The following is an 18,267-nucleotide window of genomic DNA, read 5'->3' on the forward strand; positions in this document are numbered from 1 at the left end:
CGTGCTCGCGTAGGCCTCGACACGCGGCTTACACGACGAGGATGTCGACCGCGTCCGACGCCGGGCCGCGGCCTCACTGGAGCGTCGCGGAGCGGACGCAGAGCGCGTCGGCGACGGCGAGCGCCTCGGCCTGGTGCGCGTCGGCGGCGAAGATCGACAGCCAGAAGCGGATCTTGTCGACCTCGAGCTCGACCAGCGTCTCTCGCGTCCCGGCCTCGTACACTTGCAGCGGGAGGGTGCCGCCCGCGAGGAAGCGCCGCAGACGCGGAGCGCAGCCCGTCGATGCGCCCGGTGGGTGGGCCGATTTCTCGGGCGGTCGTGGCCGCGGAGACGGTGAGCCTGTTCATGGTGCACCGCATGAGTGCGCGCCCCTCGACCGACCGCGCCGGCCTGGCGCGCCGCACCGGGACCGACGCGGCCCGGGCGTACGCGTGGCTGGCGGTCTGCCTGGCCGAGCTCGAGCGACCGGAGGAGGCGCGGGCGGCGATCGCCGCGGCCCGCGAGGCGGCGGCGCGACACGGCAGCCGGATCGCGGCGATCCTCGGCACCGCCCACCGGGTGCTCGACGATATCGAGGCCGCCGAGTCGCTGGCACGCGCGGGCCTGGTGGAGGCGTGGGCCGACGGCCCGGGGTACGCGTGGGTCGACGACCTGCGCGTGTGCACCGAGCTGCTCGAGGACCTCGACCTGCCGACCGAGCCGCCCGCGCTCGAGCCGGTCGAGCCGCCGCGGCTGGCGTGCGAGGCCGAGCTCCTGGCGTACATCGCCGAGCTCGAGGCCTGGGCGTGAGCAGAACGCGAGCGGCGGCAGGCGTGGTGTCGACTCGAGCTCGAGCTTCGCATTCGTACGATCCGCGCCCAGGGGCGGCGCGTGGGGGCGTCGAGCTTCAGGGGCCAGGCCTGCGGCTCGGCGCCGCGCGACCGCGAGTCGTCGCGTGAACCCGATCCTAGTACATGTCCTCGAGAACATGTAACGAATCGAGCTCGACGCGGCGCCGGCTGCGAACCTCGGAGGTTCGGGCCTCCTCCGAGGCGAGTGTCACGACGCCGATCGCGGCGTCACAGGCAGCCGCAGCCGCCGACGTAGAGGTCGGCGTCGCAGAACAGCGCCCCGTCGAGCTCGCAGGCGGCGTAGCACTGGGCGATGAGCTCGACCTCGCAGGCGGCGAAGGCGTGCAGGTCGGCGTCGAGGCCGAGCTCGGCGATGCAGGCGGCCTCGACCGCCAGGGGCTTGCACTTCGCCACGCACTCCAGGCCCAGCGCCACCTCGCACTCGACGTCGAGGTCGAGGTCGAGGTCGATGCAGGCGTCGAGCTCGAGGTCGACGTCGACGCCGAGGTCGACGTCGAGCGCCGCGTCGAGGTCGAGGTCGACGCCGAGCAGGCCGCCGAGGCAGATGTCGGCCCCGACGAACAGGCCGTCGCAGAACAGCGCGCCGCCGGCCTCGATCTCGGCCTCGCAGTGGGCCGTCACCTCGGCGAGGCACGCGGCGAACAGCTCGAGGTCGGCGTCGAGGCCGAGCTCGGCGACGCAGATCGCCTCGACGCTCAGCGGGTTGCAGGCGAGCGCGGCGTCGACGTCGACGACGACGCCGCAATCGGCGCCGAGGTCGAGGTCGAGGTCGAAGCAGGCGCCGAGGTCGAGGTCGAGGTCGAGGTCGAGGTCGAGGTCGATGTCGATGCCGCCGCCGCCGCAGCCGAGCAGGCACAGGTCGATCAGGGCGTTGGCCGGTGTGACCGCGCTCGCGGTGGCAGAGAACGCGAAGACGGTGAGGACGGTGGAAATGGTGCGTGACATGGGAATCCCTTCTCGTCGCCGGCGCCGTCGACATTGATAGGATCGACGGGTCCGGTGAATACCCGCGGCGTATCCGCGGCCATTGGTGGGCTTAGGATGGGTGCCCCGGCCGGCCCGGGCAAACGACAACGGTGGCCCGGCTCACATTCGGCGTGGGGTGCGAACCGGTGTTATCCGGGGAGTAGAGGCCGTCTCGCGCCGTCCGGCCGCAGACTCTGCGGTCGCGCCCGGTGGCGTGAATCGGGGGAGCGTACACCCCATTCTTCGCAGTCTGCCCCCGATACGCGCCCGCCTGCGTGCAAAGCAGGCCTCGCGCCACGCGACCGGCGTTCGAGCGGTCGTGTCTCCATGCGGACAATCGCGGGCGCTGGGGTGTGAAGTCGACATTGCTCGGAGTCGCAGGAACGGCCGAGGCTGCGGCGATGGCTCGCCGCGTCGCCGCGCGTGATGGGTCGTGAAGGGGCGCGGCGCGGGAAATTCGTGAGGTGCCGATCAGGCGGTGGCTGCGCGATCGCCTCGAAGGTCTGCGATTTTTGGCCCTCGTGATTCATGACCGTTCGCGGTCGGCGAGCCGGCGGAGCTGCGGGGCCCAGGCGAGGTCCCGGAACCTCGCGACCGGGGGCTCGATCGTCCATTGCGGGGACGCTGTCTGCGCATTCAAGCGAGCTCGAGTGTACCGGTAGCGACCGTCGTCAGGATTCGTGCATGCGATTCGCCGGAGTCGGCCCGGGCGGACTCGAGGGTCGACGGAGGCGTGAAGGTGCGCTGAATTCGTGGCCGAGGTAGCGGTCGCATCACGGGATGGTTGCAGCTCGCCGATCGGAATTCCGCGGGCGATGGGTGGAGCGGCGATCGGGGTCGGGCCGGCCCTCCGTGTCGGCCACCATGCACGAGGGCGCCGGCGCTCCCGCGACGGCCTCGCACGTCGTCTGCTGTCACGCCTCGGCGGGGGCCCGGGAGGCGAGTCGGACGGGCGACGCTGAAGGGCCTCGACGCGGTGGGGGAGGTCCGCGTCGGACGCGGGCCCGGACGCGGGCTCGGGCCGGATGCACGGCCTCCGGGGCTGCTGCGAGCGGCCGGTCAGATTCGCCGGCTGGTGCGAGTTCGGGGCTCGTACCCTCGGACTCTGTGCGCGGTTTCGTCGGAGGTTGCGGGGGCGCGCGGACGATGAAAGGCTCGGCGCATGACGAAGACTCCACGGGCGTCGAGTGGCCGGGCGGCGGCGCGGTGCGTCGGCCTCGTGCTCGCGTGCGTCGCGGGAGAAGCGGCGGCCGACGGGGTGCCGTTCGACTCCGAGAAGTACATGGAGGCCGAGTCGAGCATCGAGGTCTTCGGGGTGGCGGCGCTCGGCGACGTGGTCCTGGTCGTGTACCCGTATCCGTGCGAGACGTGGGGAGACTTCGAGCGCTTTGAGCAAGCGGTGAGAGAGGGCGCGAAGGGGAAGGTCGAGCTCGAGGTCGCGATCGACGACACCGAGGAGGAGAAGCGCGGATACCTGGTCGTCCGCGAGGGCGAGCGCTTCGAGAGCACGACCGGCTACGAGGGGCCGATGGCCAATTGCTACTTCTTCGGGCTGCCGCGCGCGGAGTTCCCGGCCTTGGACGGGGCGATCGCTCGCCTCGACGCGATGACGCACGAGGAGCGATGGCGGCTGTTCTCGCGCGATCCGTCGCTGCTGCGCACGGGCGTCCCGCTGGCGATGCCTGGCGTGGTCAAACTGTTCACGGAGCGCTCGCGGGTGGTGAGGTACGAGGTGCGGCGCGAGGGCACCGGGCTGGCGATCGAGGCCGTGCGCTGGACGTGGGGCAGCGGGCGCGTACAGGACCCGCGCAAGCCGTCGCGCAGGGACGTGAAGGTGATCGATCCGTACGAGGTGCTCGACGACGAGGTGGAGGCCAGGTACTTCGCCGGGAGCCTGGTCGGGACCCCGTGGGCGGCGGGCGCGGAGGAGCCGAGCGTCGAGAAGGCGCCGGCATCCGTAGGGGCGACGGTCGAGGCGAAGGCGGTGAGCGAGGCGAAGGCGGTCGAGGTCGAGAAGCCGGCGCCGGTCGCGGCGCCTGCGGCGAAGGACGAGGCGGACGCGCCGGCGCTCGACCCGGAGCTGGTCTACGGCGGGGTGTGCCTGCTCGTCGCGGCGGGGGCGGGGCTCCTGTTGCGGCGGCGGCGTGGGTAGCACGAGCTCGAAACGCCAGGCGAGAGTCCGCTCGGGCCAGGTGTCTCGATCGCCCGCGACTTCTCCTGGCATCCTGTTAGAAGACCGAGAAATACCAGTAGGAGCCGCTCGCGTGGATGACGACGAGATCGGTCTTGCCATCGCCGTCGAAGTCCGCAGGGACGTAGGAGACCTCGCCGAGTCGGAGATCTTCGTTGCGGTCGTAGGGCTCGCTGAAGGTGCCGTCTCCGTTGGAGATGTAACAGGAGGAGCCGAGCGCGTCGGTGACGACGAGGTCCGTCATGCCGTCTCCGTCGAAGTCGCCAGGGACGTAGGAGACCTCTCCGAGCCGGAGATCGTCGCGAATGTAGGGCACGTCGAAATTGCCGTCTCCACGTGAAAAATACCAGGAGGAGCCGGTCGCGTCGGTGACGATGAGATCGGTCTTGCCGTCTCCGTTGAAATCGCCAGGGACGTAGGAGACCGCCCCGAGCCGGAGCTCGTCGCGGGTGCAGGGCACGTCGAAATTGCCGTCCCCTCTTGAAAAATACCAGGAGGAGCCGGTCGCGTCGGTGACGACGAGATCGGTCATGCCATCGGCGTTGAAGTCGCCAGGGACGTAGGAGACCGCTCCGAGCCGGAGCTCGTCGCGGGTGTAGGGCACGTCGAAATTGCCGTCTCCTCTTGAAAGATACCAGGAGGAGCCGGTCGCGTCGGTGACGACGAGATCGGTCTTGTCGTCGGCGTTGAAGTCGCCAGGGACGTAGGAGACCGCTCCGAGCCGGAGCTCGTCGCGGGTGGAGGGGACGTCGAATGTGCCGTTGCCCCTGGAAAAATACCAGGAGGAGCCGGTCGCGTCGGTGACGACGAGGTCCGTCTTGCCATCCGCGTTGAAGTCTCCGGGGACGTAGGAGACCGCTCCGAGCCGGAGGTCGTCGCGGGTGGAGGGCACGTCGAAATTGCCGTCGCCCCGCGAGAAATACCAGGAGGAGCCGGTCGCGTCAGTGACGACGAGGTCCGTCATGCCGTCGGCGTTGAAGTCGCCAGGGACATAGGCGACCGCTCCGAGCCGGAGGTCCTCGCGGACGTGGAGCGGGGTGAAATCCCGCTCGAGCGCATGGCCAGCCAGCCACGACAGGGTCCCGTCAGGGTCTGTCTCCTGGATTGTGTCGACCGCGAGTGGCTCATTCGCGGCCTCGCCCGGCGCGTCGCACGCCAAGGCGGCAGAGACGGCCCATAGGGACGTCCGAGCGGACGACGATACACGCTTTTCGAGCGACATCGAGTCTCCTCCTGTACCCGCAGCACATTGCTCCGAAAAGGAGGGAGCAGCAAGCAAGCTCGGTCGCTATGACGTCCGAGGTCGGGACGCGCGGTGGAACGGCCGTCCCATGGGCAGTTGCGGCGCGTCATCCGACCGCCGCGCGCCCGCACCGGCCTCGCCGAGCCGCCCGAGCGAGCGATCGATCGATCGCGGCCGAGCCGGCCCCGGCCTTTCCGGCCGACCGGTTCGTGATGCTCATCGCAGGCTTCGCCCCGAATGTCGACAGGGCCGGACGGGCTCGCCCGCGCCGTACGTGCGAGTCACTGCGAGGCGTCAGCCGGGGATGCAGGTCCCGCCGGCGCAGACGCAGCATTCCTCGCAGCCGCCGTTGTCGACACAGTCGATGCACTGGCCCAGCGCGTCGCACTGATCCTGGAAGCCGTTGCAGTAGGTGCCGGCCGGGAAGGGCTTGAAGGTGCACTTGCCGTCGGTGCAGGCGGGCAGCAGGCATTCGCCGCCGTTGTTCGGGCAGTCCGAATGGAGCAGGCACTCCTGCTCGAGGGTCGTCGCGGCGGTGGAGCCGTCGCCGGTGGTGGTGCTGGTCGTCGTGGTGTCGGTGGTGGTGCTCGTGGAGGTCGAGCCGGTGGTCGTCGACGCCGTGGAGCTCGAGTCGTCGCCGGTCGTGGTCGTGGTGGGCGCGTCGGAGGTGGCGGTCGGCGAGGTCGTGGGGTCGGCGCTGGTGCCGGGCACGGTCGTCGTTTCGTGGGTCGGGTCCGCGACGGTCGTGGTCCCGGCCGGCGCGGTCGTGGTCCCGGTCACGGGCGAGGTGCCCTCAGGCGAGAAGCATGCCGCGAGAACCAGGACGAAGAGGCTCGCGCCGGGTCGAAAGATGCGCACGCGGCGAGCCTAACACGCTGAGGACAGCGCCCCGGGCGGCGGCCGCGGCGCCGATCATAAGAGTCGGGCGCGCTCGCAGGACCGCCCCGGAATTCTCCGGAGTGCGTCGCGCGAATCGAGGCTCGAGCTCGTCGGTGGGCCTCGTCGCGGACGAATGATGGGTGAGAGGATCAATCAGCGGACGTGCGTGCGTCGCTACCTGTTGACAGGCTCGCGCGGGTCGGGTTGAAGTTCACGCGATGGCCAGGCAAGATCCCGCGGTCCTCGCTCTGCTGCCCCACTTCGCCGATCCGTCGGCGCAGGGGCTCGACCGGCTGCTCGCCGCGGTGGCGGAGCTCGGCAGCGACGGCCTGGCGGTCCTGCGCCGGGCTGCGCGCGGCAGCAAGGCGCGGGCGCGCCGGCGGGTGGACGTGCTGCTCGCGCTCGGCGACGCGGCGCCCGCGGGGCCGGCCGATCAGGAGGTCCGCGAGCTCCTGGGCGCGCGCGACGACGAGACGCGCAGCTGGCTGGTGCAGGGCATGAAGCGGCGGCCGCGGTTCATCCCCGACCTGCGGGCGATCGCCCGCGACCGCGACGACGCAGCGTGGGCGTGGGCCGTCGAGGCGCTCGGCGAGCTCGGCGACCGCGGGAGCGCCGAGGTCCTCATGGCGCACACGGCGGGCCAGCAGACGCCGTTCGTCCTGCTCGACGCGCTGCGCAAGCTCAAGGACCCGATCGCCGCCCTGGTGTTCGAGCCCAACCTGAGCCACCCCGAGGCGCGCACGCGGGTGTTCGCGCTGTGGGGCCTGGCCGCGCTCGGTCACGAGACGCCGATCGCCGGCCTCGTGGCGATGCTCGAGGACCCCGAGGTGCGGACCGCGAACTCGTACGAGCCGGGCGAGTCGCGCCGCGCCGCGCAGGCCCTGTGCGACGTGCTCGGCTGGCCGTTCGAGTGGGCGCCGGAGGCGGTGGAGGCCACCCGCGCGCGCGTGCGGGCCCGCTTCACCGAGGTCTACCTGGCCACCTGCGCCGAGGCGCTGGCGCGCGGCCACTTCGACCTGCCGAAGGACGGCCCGGCGAACGCCTGAGCTCGGCGGAGACTTCCGGCTCCCCCTGTCTCATCATGGGGGGGACCTCGCAGGTTCATGCAACGATATAGATTCGTGCAACCATATCATGGTATCCGCCCGCCGCGGGCTGCGGCCGGTCCGGGCGCCTCGCGGTGCTATCTATCTCCGGGCCATGCCGTCCTTCACGTCTACGGCCATTCGCCGCGCAGAGTACGACGACAGGACCGAGACCCTGCGAATATGGTTCGTCGAGACCGGCGGCCCCTATGTCTACCATGACGTCCCGCGCCGCCTGTTCGAGAGGTTGTGCGACGCGGCGTCGAAGGGGCGGTACTTCAATGATCACATCCGCGATCGATTCGACGTGAGCGTCCCATGACCCGCGCGTGCCGCGTGTGCCGGAGCTGCGCCGCGGACGCGCGGCTTGACCTGCGCGCGGGTTCCGTGGTCTGGTCCGCACCCGAGGATCGATGCTTCGCTGCACCCGGACCGTCTCGCTCGCCTGCTTGTGGCTGTCTCTGAGCGGTTGTGCGGCGGCGCGGTCCGGGCCGACAGCGGCGCCGGCGGAGCTCGTCATCGGCCATTTCATCACGATCGACTCGCGGGTGCTCGGGGAGACGCGGCGGATCAACATTTACACGCCGCCCGGACACGAGGCCGGCGGCCCGCCCCTGCCCGTGCTCTACATGCCGGACGGCGGCGTCCACGAGGACTTTCATCATATCACCGGGATCGTCCAGGTCTCGACGATGAACGGCACGATGCGGCCGTTCCTCGTCGTGGGCATCGAGAACACCGAGCGCCGCCGCGACCTCACCGGGCCGACGGACGATCCGGAGGACCGGAAGATCGCGCCGCGCGTCGGCGGCTCGGCCGACTTCCGCCGCTTCATCCGCGAGGAGCTGATGCCGGAGATCCAGCGACGCTACGCCACCACCGACGAGGCGGCGATCGTCGGCGAGTCGCTGGCCGGTCTGTTCGTGCTCGAGACGTTCTTCCGCGAGCCCGACCTGTTCGATACGTACATCGCGATCGATCCGAGCGCGTGGTGGAATCGCGGGGCGCTCGCGCGGGAGGCGGCCGCTCACCTGCAGAGATCGGGGCAGCCTGCGCGGACGCTGTACGTCGCGACCGCCGACGTGCCGGAGACCCAGCGACAGGTGCAGCTGGTCGCCGAGGCGCTGCGCGAGGCCGCCGCGCCGGGGGTGCGCTGGCACCACGAGCCCATGCCCGAGGAGCACCACGGCACGATCTTCCACGCGGCGGCGCTGCGGGCGTTTCGCACGATCCTCGCGCCGGCCGCGAGCGCGGCCGAATCATCGGACTCGGCGCAATAGCCCGCGCGCCGGACTGCGCCGATACGCTCGCGTATCGGCGCAGTCCGGGTCACTGCGGCGCGCCGCAGAAATCCTTCGGCTTGACCCAGCTGACGATGTTCACCCAGAACTGCTGGACGTCGGCGTAGCCGACCCAGTCGCTGTCGAAGGTGATCCACTCGTCGCCCCACACGACCACGCGGCCGCCTTCCATGTCGGTCTGGTGGGCGATGCCGGCGGTCGTCGCCTGGATGGTGGCGAACACCTCCGAGACGCCCTGGTTCTCGACGTCGACCGGCTGGATGCCGCCGTCGAAGTTGACGTCCATGATGCCCATCGAGATCGGGTGGGCCTGATCGAAGTTCGGGAGGACCTTGTTGCCGAAGTACGGGCCCTGGTAGGCCAGGCCGAACGGCGCCAGCGCGGAGTTGGCCCGGTCGCGCTCGGGGGCCGGGTTGAAGTTGTCGAAGTTGTAGCCGATGAGGGTGATGAGCCCGCGGCCGTCCTCCTTGACGAAGGCCTCGAGCGCCGCGGCCTCCTCGGGGCTCAGCTGCCGCTCGATGCGGTCGATCAGGACGAGGTCGTAGTTGGCGAGGAACGCCGGCGTGACCACGCCCGGGTTGTTGAGCAGCTTGGTGCGGGTGACGGCGGTGCCCTGGTCCTCGAGCCAGGCCTGGAAGTTCGAGCTCGGCGCGTAGCCGGAGTCGCCGAGGATGCCGATGTTCAGGCAGTCGCAGATGCCGTCGTTGCCGGCGTCGACGTTGTCGACGTTCTCGTCGCAGTCGTTGTCGATGTTGTCGCACGAGACCTCGACCTCCTCGGTCGGCACGCAGTCGGGCGGCGGCGGCTCGGTCGTGCCCGAGGTGTCGGTGGACGTGCCGTCCGTGGTGGACGTCGTCGTGCCGTCCGTGGTGGACGTGCCGTCCGTGGTGGTGGTCGTGGTCGCGTCGGTCGTCGCCGTGGCGTCGGTCGTGGTCGTCGCGCTCGGGTCGACCGGGGTCGTCTCGCTGTCCGTCGTCGACGAGGTCGGCTCGTCGGTCGTCGTCGTGGTCGTGCCCGTGGCCGAGACCGAGTCGCCGCTCGTGCTCGTGGGCGTGACCGTCGTGTCGGTCGTCGTCTGCGTCCCGGTCTCGCTCGTGTCGCTGGTCGAACTCGTCGCACCTTCGGTCACTCCGGCGGAGTCGTTGCCGTCGGAACCACAGGCCATCATCAGCAAGCCGAAGCTCGCCACCACTCGTGCAAGGACAGTCTCGGTTTTGCTATCGAACATGGGGAGCCATGTTACCGGGCAGTCGCGAGCGGCGCTAGCAGAGCGTCGCGGCCGGCGGCCGCGGCGCCTGCCGTGAAACGAGTCTCACTACTCACTCGGCGCTCGCACTCGCGGCAGTGTTTTCTCGGCCGTCGGGTGGGGAGAGGTGAGCAGCATGGCAACGCCGAATGTTGAAAATCTCTCGCGCCGCGGAGACGCAGGCACCGACGGGCCGACCTCTATATGCGCACGCCAATCGCCACGCTCCGGCATCGCAGGCCCGAATCGTGCCCCCGCCCAGCGCCGCCGCGCCCGGCGGTCGACGCGTGCTCCCTGGACTTCAACGGAGCATCCACCGAAAGTCGCGAGCGCGTCACGAACCGTGACCGCACTTACCATCACAGAGCAGGTGTGGGCGCGCACGTCCTCGATCATCGGGATCGGCGGCGTGACCATATGTTCACGCCGATGTGGCCGGCGGCCGCGGGGCGATCGAGCGCGCGGTCTCGATCGCGGGGGATCGAACTCGTTCCATCATCGAGGGGAGCCACGCACCGCGCAGGAATAGCGTGTGTCGACCGACCGCGACTCATTGAACCATGGTCAACGCGATCTGCCGCGGCGCCTCGCCGCAGGCTCCTGGCTCAAGCACCGCTCCAGAATGTCACAGATCGCCGACAGCTCCTCGGGCATGTGTCCGGCGAAGCCGAAGCGAAACGCGGCCGCGTCCCCGTGAGCCAGGTGAACCGAGCCCGGGGCGAGGACCAGGCCCCGCGCCCCCGCTCGCGCCACCAGATCGTGGACGCTGGTCGGGCCCTTCATCCGGACCCACAGCGCGAGGCCCCCGCTCGGGCGCTCGCACTCGAAATTGGCGGACAGCGTCGGGCTCGCCGCCAGGCGCTGCAGCAGGTGGTCCCGCCGCTGCATGTAGATCTGCCGCGCCCGCCGGGCGTGGCGCTGCAGCTCGCCGTCCTCGATGAGCTCGGCGATGGCGCGCTCGAGCACGACGTCGCCCTGACGATCGAGCGACTCGCGGGTCGCCCGCAGGCGGGCGACGATCGGCGCGCCGGCGATGACGTAGCCGAGCCGCACCGCCGGGGCGAGCAGCTTCGAGAGCGAGGCGACGTAGACGAAGGGCGGGCCGTCCGGCGACGCCGTCGCGGACAGCGGCAGGAGCGGGGCGCCGTCGAAGTGGTACTCGTAATCGTAGTCGTCCTCGACGAGGACTGCGCCGTGCTTCTCGCAGATCCGCCGCAGATGCATGCGCCGCTCCGGAGACAGCGCGACGGTGGTCGGGTATTGATGATGCGGCGTGACGTAGACGGCCTTGAGCCGCCCGCGCAGCCTGGTCGCCGCGGCCGCGAGCTCGTCGGTGCGCAGGCCCTCGTGGTCGACGCCGATGTGCACCACCGAGGCGCCGGCCAGCCCGAAGGCGCGCCACGCCGGCGCGTAGCCGGGGTGCTCGACGGCGACGACGTCGCCCGGCTTCAGCATGGCGAGCGCGAACAGGCTGAGCGCGCCCTGGCTGCCGTGGGTGAGGACCAGCTCGTCGCGCGAGCAGGACAGGCCGCGGGCCTGGTTGACGAATCCGGCGAGCACGTCGCGTAGCACTGGGTCACCGGCGGGGTCGCCGTAGCCCTGGCCGGCGGCCCGGACGTGGGCCCGGAGGGCGCGCCGCTGGGCCCTGGCGAGCGCGTCCACCGGGGCGATGCGCGCGTCCGGCAGGCCGTCGCTCACGCGCACGGGCGCGGGGCCTGGCGGGGCCGCTCGCGGCAGCTGCGAGCGGCGAGCCTCGACGTCGCCCACCGGGAAGCGCGGCAGGTTCAGCGCCACGCGGACCCCGCGAGCCGGCAGCGCCTCCAGCCAGCCCTGCGCCACCAGCTCGTCGACGGCCGCGACCACCACCTTGCGGTTCACGCCGACCTGCGTCGCCAGCGTGCGGCTGCCCGGGAGGAACGAGCCGGGCGCCAATCGTCCGCGCTGGATCTCCGCGACCAGCGCCCGCGCCAGCTGGGTCTGCCGCGGCACCGCGGCCGCCGAATCGAGCATCAGGTCGAAGCGCCACGGGCGTCGATCTGGACCCCTCGGTATGTTCGTTCTGGCTCCTCCCACGGGTCCAGTCTGGCGCTACCTCTTTCACCACGCAAGCCGGCGGCGCGTCGGCGGCGAAGGAGGAGAGCGATGACGGACAGGTATCACTCGGCAGACTTCGACAAGACACCGCCGCGGCCGCGGGTCGTGATGCCCGAGCGGCTCGCCCACCCGGCGGTCGAGGCGGCCGGGCAGCACGGCGACTACTCGAAGGCGAGGAGGCACCCGGTCTTCTTCGTCGACCTGCCGTCGCACGCGATCAGCATGACGATCGGCTGGCTCGACGTCGGGCAATCTTCCAACCGGCATCGCCACACCTACGAGACGATCCTCTACGTCCTCGAGGGCGAGGGCTATTCGTACGTCGGCGGCCGGCGCGTCGAGTGGAAGGCGGGCGACGCGGTCTACGTGCCGGTGTGGGCCTGGCACAACCACGTCAACACCGGGACGGGCCGGGCGCGCTACCTCGCCTGCGAGAACGCGCCGATGCTGCAGAACATGGGCGGGGTGGCGCTGCGCGAGGAGGTGCCCGCGCGCGGGGACCAGCTGTTCGACCGCGATCACGAGGCCGAAGGAGGTGCACGATGAGCGCGCCGCTGCGGGGGATCGTCGCGTATCCCATCACTCCGTTCACCGACGCGAACCGCGTCGACGAGCGCCTGCTGGCGAAGCTCGTCGACGACATGCTCGCGGCGGGGGTCCACGCGCTCGCGCCGCTCGGCAGCACCGGGGTGCTGCCGTACCTGACGGACGACGAGCGCGAGGCGGTCGCGGAGATCGTGGTGAAGCGGGTCGCCGGCCGCGTGCCGACGCTCGTCGGCGTGTCGAGCCTCACCACCGAGCGGACAGTGCATCACGCGCGGCACGCGGAGCGGGTCGGCGCCAGCGCGGTGATGATCATCCCGATGAGCTACTGGAAGCTCACCGACGACGAGATCGTCGCCCACTACGACGCGGTCGCCGGGGCCATCTCGATCCCCGTCGCGGTCTACAACAACCCCGCGACCGGAGGGCTCGACCTGGGGCCCGACACGATCGCCCGGCTGCTGCGGATCCCCAACGTCACGATGGTCAAGGAGAGCACCGGCGACGTGAATCGCATGCACCGCCTCGTGCAGCTGTGCGGCGAGGACGTCGCGTTCTACAACGGCAGCAACCCGCTCGCCCTCGCGGCGCTGGTCGCCGGGGCGCGCGGCTGGTGCACCGCTGCGCCCCACGTCATCCCCCGCCTGAACCTCGAGCTCTACGAGGCGGTGAGGCGCGGCGACCTCGACGGCGCCAGGCGGTCGTTCTACCGCCAGCTGCCGTTCCTGCAATTCATCGTCGCCCACGGGCTGCCGCGCGCGATCGCGGCGGCGCTCGAGCTGACCGGCACCCGCGTCGGCCCGCTGCGGGCGCCGCTCCGGCCGCTGGCCAGGGAGCGCGTCGAGGAGCTGCGAAAGATCCTCGTCGACCTCCGGGTCCTCCCTGCGGCGTGACCGGCGGCCGCCCACGAACTCGGCTTCGGCGATTCGCCTGCTCCGCCGATACTGTCGGGGCCGGCCGCGGCGCGGGGGCGCGCGATACGATTTTTTGATCATGGGATGCGACATCGAATTGGGGCGCCTGTCATCCCCAACAGGAGGTCCTGCCCCATACGCGGGGGAGGGCCGTGAAACCCCACCGAGAAGGAGATCGATCCCATGACCAAGAAGATGTTGACGGGCCTGTGCGGGATGATGTTGTCGCTGACTTTCGCCGGCTGCGACGAGGAGGCGCTGCTGGCCGAGGAGGCGCGGCTGGCCGAGGAAGCGGCGCTGGCGGACCGTGACGAGGCGAGCGACGAGGACGAGGACGCCGAGGCGCGGATCTCCATCGATCCCGAGCTCGACGATCTCGCGGCGCCCGTCGAGCCCGCGGCCGACGATTGCAGCGATCAATACATCGAGCACAGCTACGCCTACCAGGCCTGCGGCACCTGCTCGAACGGCCGGATCAACAACATCATGAAGCGGACCTGCTGGGGCACCGGCGCCTGGTGCCCGAAGGAGTGCGGCTCCTGGGGGCCGTACTACTCGCCCTGTGTGCCGTGTTGACGGATCCGTCGATCGGCGCGCGCGCAGCGATCGCACCGGCGTGCGCCGCAGCTCGAGAGCGAGCTCGGCGCCGTCGGTTCGAGCGGTGGCCCCAATTCGTCTCCGGCCGAACGACCCGAGAGCGCAGGTTCGCCCTCGCATCATTTGGCGCGCGAGCGGTGGCCGCGCATTCCGACGATTTCGCCTCGAAGGCGCGTTCGAACGATGTCCACGCCGGCTGCCCGCCGGAGCCGGTCGCGCGACGGCGAGGACAACGCCGTTCGATGCTACGTCTTGAAGCGAGGAGGGTGCATGCCACAAATCGCGTTCTACGTGGCGAGCGTTTCCGTCGGGGTCGGCGCGAGCGGGGTGATGCTCGCGTGGGATCGGAACAACAGGGGGCCGGCTGGGGCCGATGACCCGAATGCGTTCGGAGACATCGGGCTCTTCACGTGGATCGGGATCACGACCGGCGAACACCTGGTCAAGGTCAAGACGAAGGCGCCGATCCAGATCCCGGCGGAGAACTGCCCGAACATGCCGGACGGGTTTCCGGACCATGACTACGTGACTCGCTTCGAGATCAAGCCCGGGGGCACGGCTTTCAGCGCGATCGCCGACCTCTCGCTGGAGATCTTCGAGGATTCCACGCGGGTGTATGGCGTCGCGCCGGTCGGCCAGACGCTGAAGTGGGAGGTGGCCGACGGCAGCTTCGGCTCCACCGCGGTGTCCTTTCAGGACAGGCTCACTTTGCAGGCCTGGGAAGATCCGCTCGAAGGCTGGGCGCAGTTGTTCAACAGTGACCTCTCGGCCAGGGAGATCTGGCAAGAACTCATGACCCCGAACCAACCGCTGATCTGGATCTGAGGGGTCTTCGTCGATTCGCACGGCGTGCGAGCTCGGACACGCGAGCGCGGCCGGGCGCAGCTTTTTCCGCGGCCCCGCCGGGCGGCGGCGATAGAATGATGCGGTGACCGACTCCGCGAACACGCAGGGCGGCGCGGGCCTCGCGGTCCCGCGGCGGATCCTCGGCTTCGAGCGCGACGCCGCCGACGAGTGGATCGTCCACCTCGATTGTGGGCACCGCCGGCACGTCCGGCACCGCCCGCCGCTGTCCGAGTACCCGTGGCTCGCCGACGCCGCGGCGCGTGCGGCCCGGGTCGGCGCGTCGATCGAGTGCGGGCGCTGCGGGCGCGGCGAGCTGCCGGACGGCGCTGCCGCCTATCGCACCACCGAGCTGTTCGACGAGACGAACCTCCCGGCCGGCCTGCGACGCGCTCATACGATTCGCGCCGGCGCCTGGGGGCGGGTCGAGGTGCTCGCGGGGCGGCTGCGCTTCGTGATGCCGGCGCTGGCCGTCGATCGCGTGCTCACGGCCGGCGAGCAGGCGATCATCCCGCCCGAGCTCCCGCACCACGTCGAGCCGCTCGGGCCGGTGCGCATGCAGGTGGTGTTCCTGCGCGTCCCGCCGGGCGACCTCCCTCACGGCTCGTGAGCTCGCCCGGGGTCCGTGCGTCGATCACGGGCGAGGCGAGGCAGCCGCGTGAGCGGGCGCCGGCGTCCTCGCGTGCTTTCTCGGGAACGGGCAGACCTCGTATTGCGCGGCGTACTCCGCGCCGCAGGCCCCCTCCATGATGAGCTCCCGGCAGGTCAGCTCGCCGACGCAGGCCAGAGAGACCAGGCTCGCCTCCAGGCACTCCTCCGTCGGGACCGGGAACAGGTCGATGCAGTCGGGGATGCAGTCCTCCACGTTCTCATAGAAGATCTTGCACTCGACGAACTTCTCGCAGTAGGGATGGCAAGCCGTCTCGATCTCGGGGTTGAAGCCGGTGGTCGTGTCGGGCGTGTCGTCCGTCGAGGTCGAAGTGTCGCCGGTCGTCGGCGTGGAGGTGCTGGAAGTCGAGGTGGCGTCGGCCGTCGTGGGCGAATTCTCGGAGGTCGACGTCGAGGTGTCGGTGGCGCCGTCGGTGTCCGCCGCCGTCGAAGTCGTCGGCTGGTCGGAAGGGCAGGCCGTGAGCGCGAGCGCTCCGGCGAGGCAGGCGTGCGCGAAAGGACGCGAAGAGAGATGCATGGCGGGGGAGTAACCATTCGGTCGCGGAAAATTGCGTCGACACGCCGCGATGATGGATTACGTCGGGAACCTCACGGAACGCGAGGGCTCGGCGCGAGCTGACTCTTCAGACAGGCGAGGATCCGGCGCGACGGGTCGTGCGCGACGAGCGTCCCTCGCGCAGGCCGCCTCCGCGGCGGCGCTAGTTCGTGCGCCCGCAGAACTCGCTCGGCGCATACACTTGAGGCTGCAGCGCAGTCTGTCCGCGCGACTTCAGGAGAGGACCGATGACCGACCCTTCCCCCGGCCTCCGTCGCAGCGGCGATGTCGTGGTCTCCCATGAACCTCCCACCGAGGAGATGTTCGCTCGATATGCAGTATGGCGCGAGTATTACGCCCCGGCGGAGCTCGAGGCCATGCGCGAGCACGGGGCCACGGACGAATGGATCGAGGAGAACGTGCTCGATTGGCTGGAGCGCGCAGATGTTTGGTATGTCCTGTCCGGTACGCGAGCCTCGCTGCCGACGATGTACATGGACGTCGCCGCGAACTTCCTCGTCGCGGGGCAGATCTTCGCCGGCTACCTGACCTTCGTGGACGGTGAGGCGACGAGCGGCACGATCTTTCACCCCGAGGTCCTGCTGTCGACCCGCGATGTCCTCGCCGACGACAATCGGAGCGCGCTGGACGAACTGGCGCGGCTGCTCGGCCGGCCGGCGTCGGAGCTCCTGCCCGTTCGCTACGAGCTGTCGGATGGTTCCGGGGTGACGGGCGTCCTCGACGTCGAGCTCTCCTCGCCGCTGTCGCCCGCGTGAAACTCGTCGCCCGGGGCGACCGCAGCCGCGAGGCCGGCCAGCTTCGGCTCGATCGTGCGATCAGGACGCCGCGGTGTCGCGGCGCGTCCTACGGGTTCGGGCCGGTCGCGACCGGCCGCGCCGGGTCGGCGCTCCATTCGCTCCACGAGCCGGGGTAGAGCGACGCGCCGTGCAGGCCGGCGATTTCCAGCGCGAGCGCGTTGTGGCAAGCGGTCACGCCGGAGCCGCACTGGAGGATGACACGATTGGGCTCGGTGCCGGCCAGGAGCGTGGCGAACTGCTCGTGCAGTTCGGGGCCGGCCTTGAAGCGACCGTCGGCGGCCAGGTTGTCTTTGAAGAAGCGGTTGATCGCGCCGGGGATGTGGCCGCCGACAGGATCGATCGTTTCATTCTCGCCGCGATAGCGATCGGGGGCGCGCGCGTCGACGACGGTCCGCGCGCGCGACGTCAAGTTCGCGAGCACTGCATGGACGTCGACCGGCGATTCGAGCGGCGTCGACGCCCGGAAATCGCCACGCGCCGGCTGTGGCGTTTCGCTCGTCAGCGGCTGGCCGGCCGCTTGCCACGCCTGCAGTCCGCCGTCGAGAACGGCGACCGAATCGTGCCCGAGCCAGCGCAGCAGCCACCACAGCCGGGCTGCATACATGCCGCCTTGCGCGTCGTAGGCGACGACCTGCTGACCTTGCCTGAGCCCGCGATCGGCGAGCGTGGCGACGAGCGCGTCGCGCGACGGCAGCGGATGGCGGCCGTTGGTGCCGGTCTTGCGGCCCGACAGGTCACGGTCGAGATGGAGATAGTGCGCGCCCGGGATGTGCCCGGCGTGAAATGAGGCTTCGCCCGCGCCGGTATCGGCGAGATCGAAGCGGCAGTCGAACACCGCCACGTCGGCGGGCGCGGCGGCGAGCCGTTCGACGAGATTGTCCGCGGAGATGAGCGTGGTGTACCGAGTCTGTGGCATGACGGCGGGTGATTGTGTCAGACGCGAGAAACTCGAGCCACCGCCGCGAGCCGTCCGACACGAGCTCGTCGTCGCAGCGTGGGTCGAGCGAGGCCAGCAACACGGCAGGGCGGACGAGGGAGGCCAAGCCCCCGTGGTGGGCGGCGCGGGGCGCGGACCCCCTGGCGGACGTGCTCGGCGAGTTCGAGGGTGTCGTGATGTGCCGCGCCTGTTGCGCCGATGCGTCGAGCAGGCCGGACAGCGACTGCCCGGAGCTCCGGCTGCTTCGGAAGGCCCGCGAACGCATCCACCGGGCGGCCGCGGGAGACGGCGACGACCCTCGGATCGACTGGACGCCGAACAGCTGGGCGATGCCCCGGGTCGACTCGTCTCGGCGATGTCCTGGTTTCTCATGAACCTCCCACCGAAGAGATGTTCGCCCGATATGCAGTGTGGCGCGAATATTACGTCCTCGCGGACGAGCCGTCGATGGTTCCGCGGCGACGGGCTTGCTCGACGTCGTGCTCTCCTCGTCGCTGACGGCGCGTGGACGCGTCGCTCGGCACCGCGGCCTCGATGCCGCGCATGCGCTCGTCG

Annotated in this window: 19 protein-coding genes; 11 read left to right on the forward strand and 8 right to left on the reverse strand. The window is 70.5% G+C overall.

Annotated elements, in window-relative coordinates; translation table 11 throughout:
- Positions 1-73 precede the first annotated feature (73 nt).
- Positions 74-223 (reverse strand): hypothetical protein, encoded by a 150-nt coding sequence (locus tag O0S08_RS05930; protein ID WP_269038029.1) that lies wholly within the window; start codon positions 221-223, stop codon positions 74-76.
- Between the two features lie 134 nt (positions 224-357).
- Between O0S08_RS05930 and O0S08_RS05935 the strand changes: the two genes are divergently transcribed.
- Positions 358-789, forward strand: a complete 432-nt coding sequence (locus O0S08_RS05935) for a hypothetical protein (protein ID WP_269038030.1) — start codon at positions 358-360, stop codon at positions 787-789.
- A gap of 269 nt (positions 790-1,058) precedes the next feature.
- On the opposite strand, the gene O0S08_RS05940 is transcribed toward O0S08_RS05935, so the two are convergent.
- On the reverse strand, positions 1,059-1,796 hold the full coding sequence (locus O0S08_RS05940; RefSeq protein WP_269038031.1) for a hypothetical protein: 738 nt from the start codon (positions 1,794-1,796) through the stop codon (positions 1,059-1,061).
- A gap of 1,183 nt (positions 1,797-2,979) precedes the next feature.
- Between O0S08_RS05940 and O0S08_RS05945 the strand changes: the two genes are divergently transcribed.
- Complete coding sequence (locus O0S08_RS05945) at positions 2,980-3,969, forward strand: hypothetical protein (RefSeq protein WP_269038032.1); 990 nt, start codon at positions 2,980-2,982, stop codon at positions 3,967-3,969.
- Positions 3,970-4,045: 76 nt separating this feature from the next.
- Here the strand turns inward: O0S08_RS05945 and O0S08_RS05950 are convergent, their stop codons facing one another.
- Both O0S08_RS05950 and O0S08_RS05955 read right to left on the reverse strand, forming a co-directional pair.
- The gene (locus O0S08_RS05950; protein WP_269038033.1) at positions 4,046-5,230 is read right to left on the reverse strand and encodes an FG-GAP repeat domain-containing protein; all 1,185 of its coding nucleotides are present in this window, start codon (positions 5,228-5,230) and stop codon (positions 4,046-4,048) included.
- A 315-nt stretch (positions 5,231-5,545) separates the two neighbouring features.
- A complete protein-coding gene (locus tag O0S08_RS05955) occupies positions 5,546-6,031 on the reverse strand; it encodes a hypothetical protein (protein WP_269038034.1) in 486 nt (161 codons plus the stop codon).
- Between the two features lie 317 nt (positions 6,032-6,348).
- Between O0S08_RS05955 and O0S08_RS05960 the strand changes: the two genes are divergently transcribed.
- From O0S08_RS05960 to O0S08_RS05970, 3 genes are all read left to right on the forward strand, one after another.
- Positions 6,349-7,176 carry a HEAT repeat domain-containing protein gene (locus O0S08_RS05960; protein WP_269038035.1) on the forward strand — a complete coding sequence of 276 codons (828 nt, stop codon included), beginning with the start codon at positions 6,349-6,351 and terminating at the stop codon, positions 7,174-7,176.
- 154 nt (positions 7,177-7,330) lie between these two features.
- Complete coding sequence (locus O0S08_RS05965) at positions 7,331-7,537, forward strand: KTSC domain-containing protein (protein ID WP_269038036.1); 207 nt, start codon at positions 7,331-7,333, stop codon at positions 7,535-7,537.
- Between the two features lie 91 nt (positions 7,538-7,628).
- The gene (locus O0S08_RS05970; RefSeq protein WP_269038037.1) at positions 7,629-8,495 is read left to right on the forward strand and encodes an alpha/beta hydrolase; all 867 of its coding nucleotides are present in this window, start codon (positions 7,629-7,631) and stop codon (positions 8,493-8,495) included.
- Positions 8,496-8,544: 49 nt separating this feature from the next.
- On the opposite strand, the gene O0S08_RS05975 is transcribed toward O0S08_RS05970, so the two are convergent.
- Together O0S08_RS05975 and O0S08_RS05980 are read right to left on the reverse strand one after the other, a co-directional pair.
- Complete coding sequence (locus O0S08_RS05975) at positions 8,545-9,744, reverse strand: hypothetical protein (RefSeq protein ID WP_269038038.1); 1,200 nt, start codon at positions 9,742-9,744, stop codon at positions 8,545-8,547.
- 582 nt (positions 9,745-10,326) lie between these two features.
- A complete protein-coding gene (locus tag O0S08_RS05980) occupies positions 10,327-11,772 on the reverse strand; it encodes an aminotransferase-like domain-containing protein (RefSeq protein WP_269038039.1) in 1,446 nt (481 codons plus the stop codon).
- Between the two features lie 132 nt (positions 11,773-11,904).
- Between O0S08_RS05980 and O0S08_RS05985 the strand changes: the two genes are divergently transcribed.
- The 5 genes from O0S08_RS05985 to O0S08_RS06005 all read left to right on the forward strand — a co-directional run bounded on the left by O0S08_RS05985 (position 11,905) and on the right by O0S08_RS06005 (position 15,363).
- Positions 11,905-12,402 (forward strand): cupin domain-containing protein, encoded by a 498-nt coding sequence (locus tag O0S08_RS05985; RefSeq protein WP_269038040.1) that lies wholly within the window; start codon positions 11,905-11,907, stop codon positions 12,400-12,402.
- On the forward strand, positions 12,399-13,292 hold the full coding sequence (locus tag O0S08_RS05990; RefSeq protein ID WP_269038041.1) for a dihydrodipicolinate synthase family protein: 894 nt from the start codon (positions 12,399-12,401) through the stop codon (positions 13,290-13,292). The genes O0S08_RS05985 and O0S08_RS05990 overlap by 4 nt, the downstream gene beginning before the upstream one ends.
- Positions 13,293-13,496: 204 nt before the next feature.
- Positions 13,497-13,889 (forward strand): hypothetical protein, encoded by a 393-nt coding sequence (locus O0S08_RS05995; RefSeq protein WP_269038042.1) that lies wholly within the window; start codon positions 13,497-13,499, stop codon positions 13,887-13,889.
- 291 nt (positions 13,890-14,180) lie between these two features.
- Positions 14,181-14,735, forward strand: coding sequence for a hypothetical protein (locus O0S08_RS06000; protein WP_269038043.1), 555 nt, complete (start codon positions 14,181-14,183; stop codon positions 14,733-14,735).
- A gap of 103 nt (positions 14,736-14,838) precedes the next feature.
- Complete coding sequence (locus O0S08_RS06005) at positions 14,839-15,363, forward strand: DUF3565 domain-containing protein (RefSeq protein WP_269038044.1); 525 nt, start codon at positions 14,839-14,841, stop codon at positions 15,361-15,363.
- 24 nt (positions 15,364-15,387) lie between these two features.
- On the opposite strand, the gene O0S08_RS06010 is transcribed toward O0S08_RS06005, so the two are convergent.
- On the reverse strand, positions 15,388-15,939 hold the full coding sequence (locus O0S08_RS06010; protein WP_269038045.1) for a hypothetical protein: 552 nt from the start codon (positions 15,937-15,939) through the stop codon (positions 15,388-15,390).
- Between the two features lie 266 nt (positions 15,940-16,205).
- Between O0S08_RS06010 and O0S08_RS06015 the strand changes: the two genes are divergently transcribed.
- Positions 16,206-16,733 carry a hypothetical protein gene (locus tag O0S08_RS06015; protein WP_269038046.1) on the forward strand — a complete coding sequence of 176 codons (528 nt, stop codon included), beginning with the start codon at positions 16,206-16,208 and terminating at the stop codon, positions 16,731-16,733.
- Positions 16,734-16,821: 88 nt separating this feature from the next.
- Here the strand turns inward: O0S08_RS06015 and O0S08_RS06020 are convergent, their stop codons facing one another.
- Positions 16,822-17,691 (reverse strand): sulfurtransferase, encoded by an 870-nt coding sequence (locus tag O0S08_RS06020; RefSeq protein ID WP_269038047.1) that lies wholly within the window; start codon positions 17,689-17,691, stop codon positions 16,822-16,824.
- Positions 17,692-18,267: the final 576 nt, after the last annotated feature.

Source organism: Nannocystis punicea (assembly GCF_026965555.1).
Classification (GTDB): Bacteria; Myxococcota_A; Polyangia; order Nannocystales; family Nannocystaceae; genus Nannocystis; species Nannocystis punicea.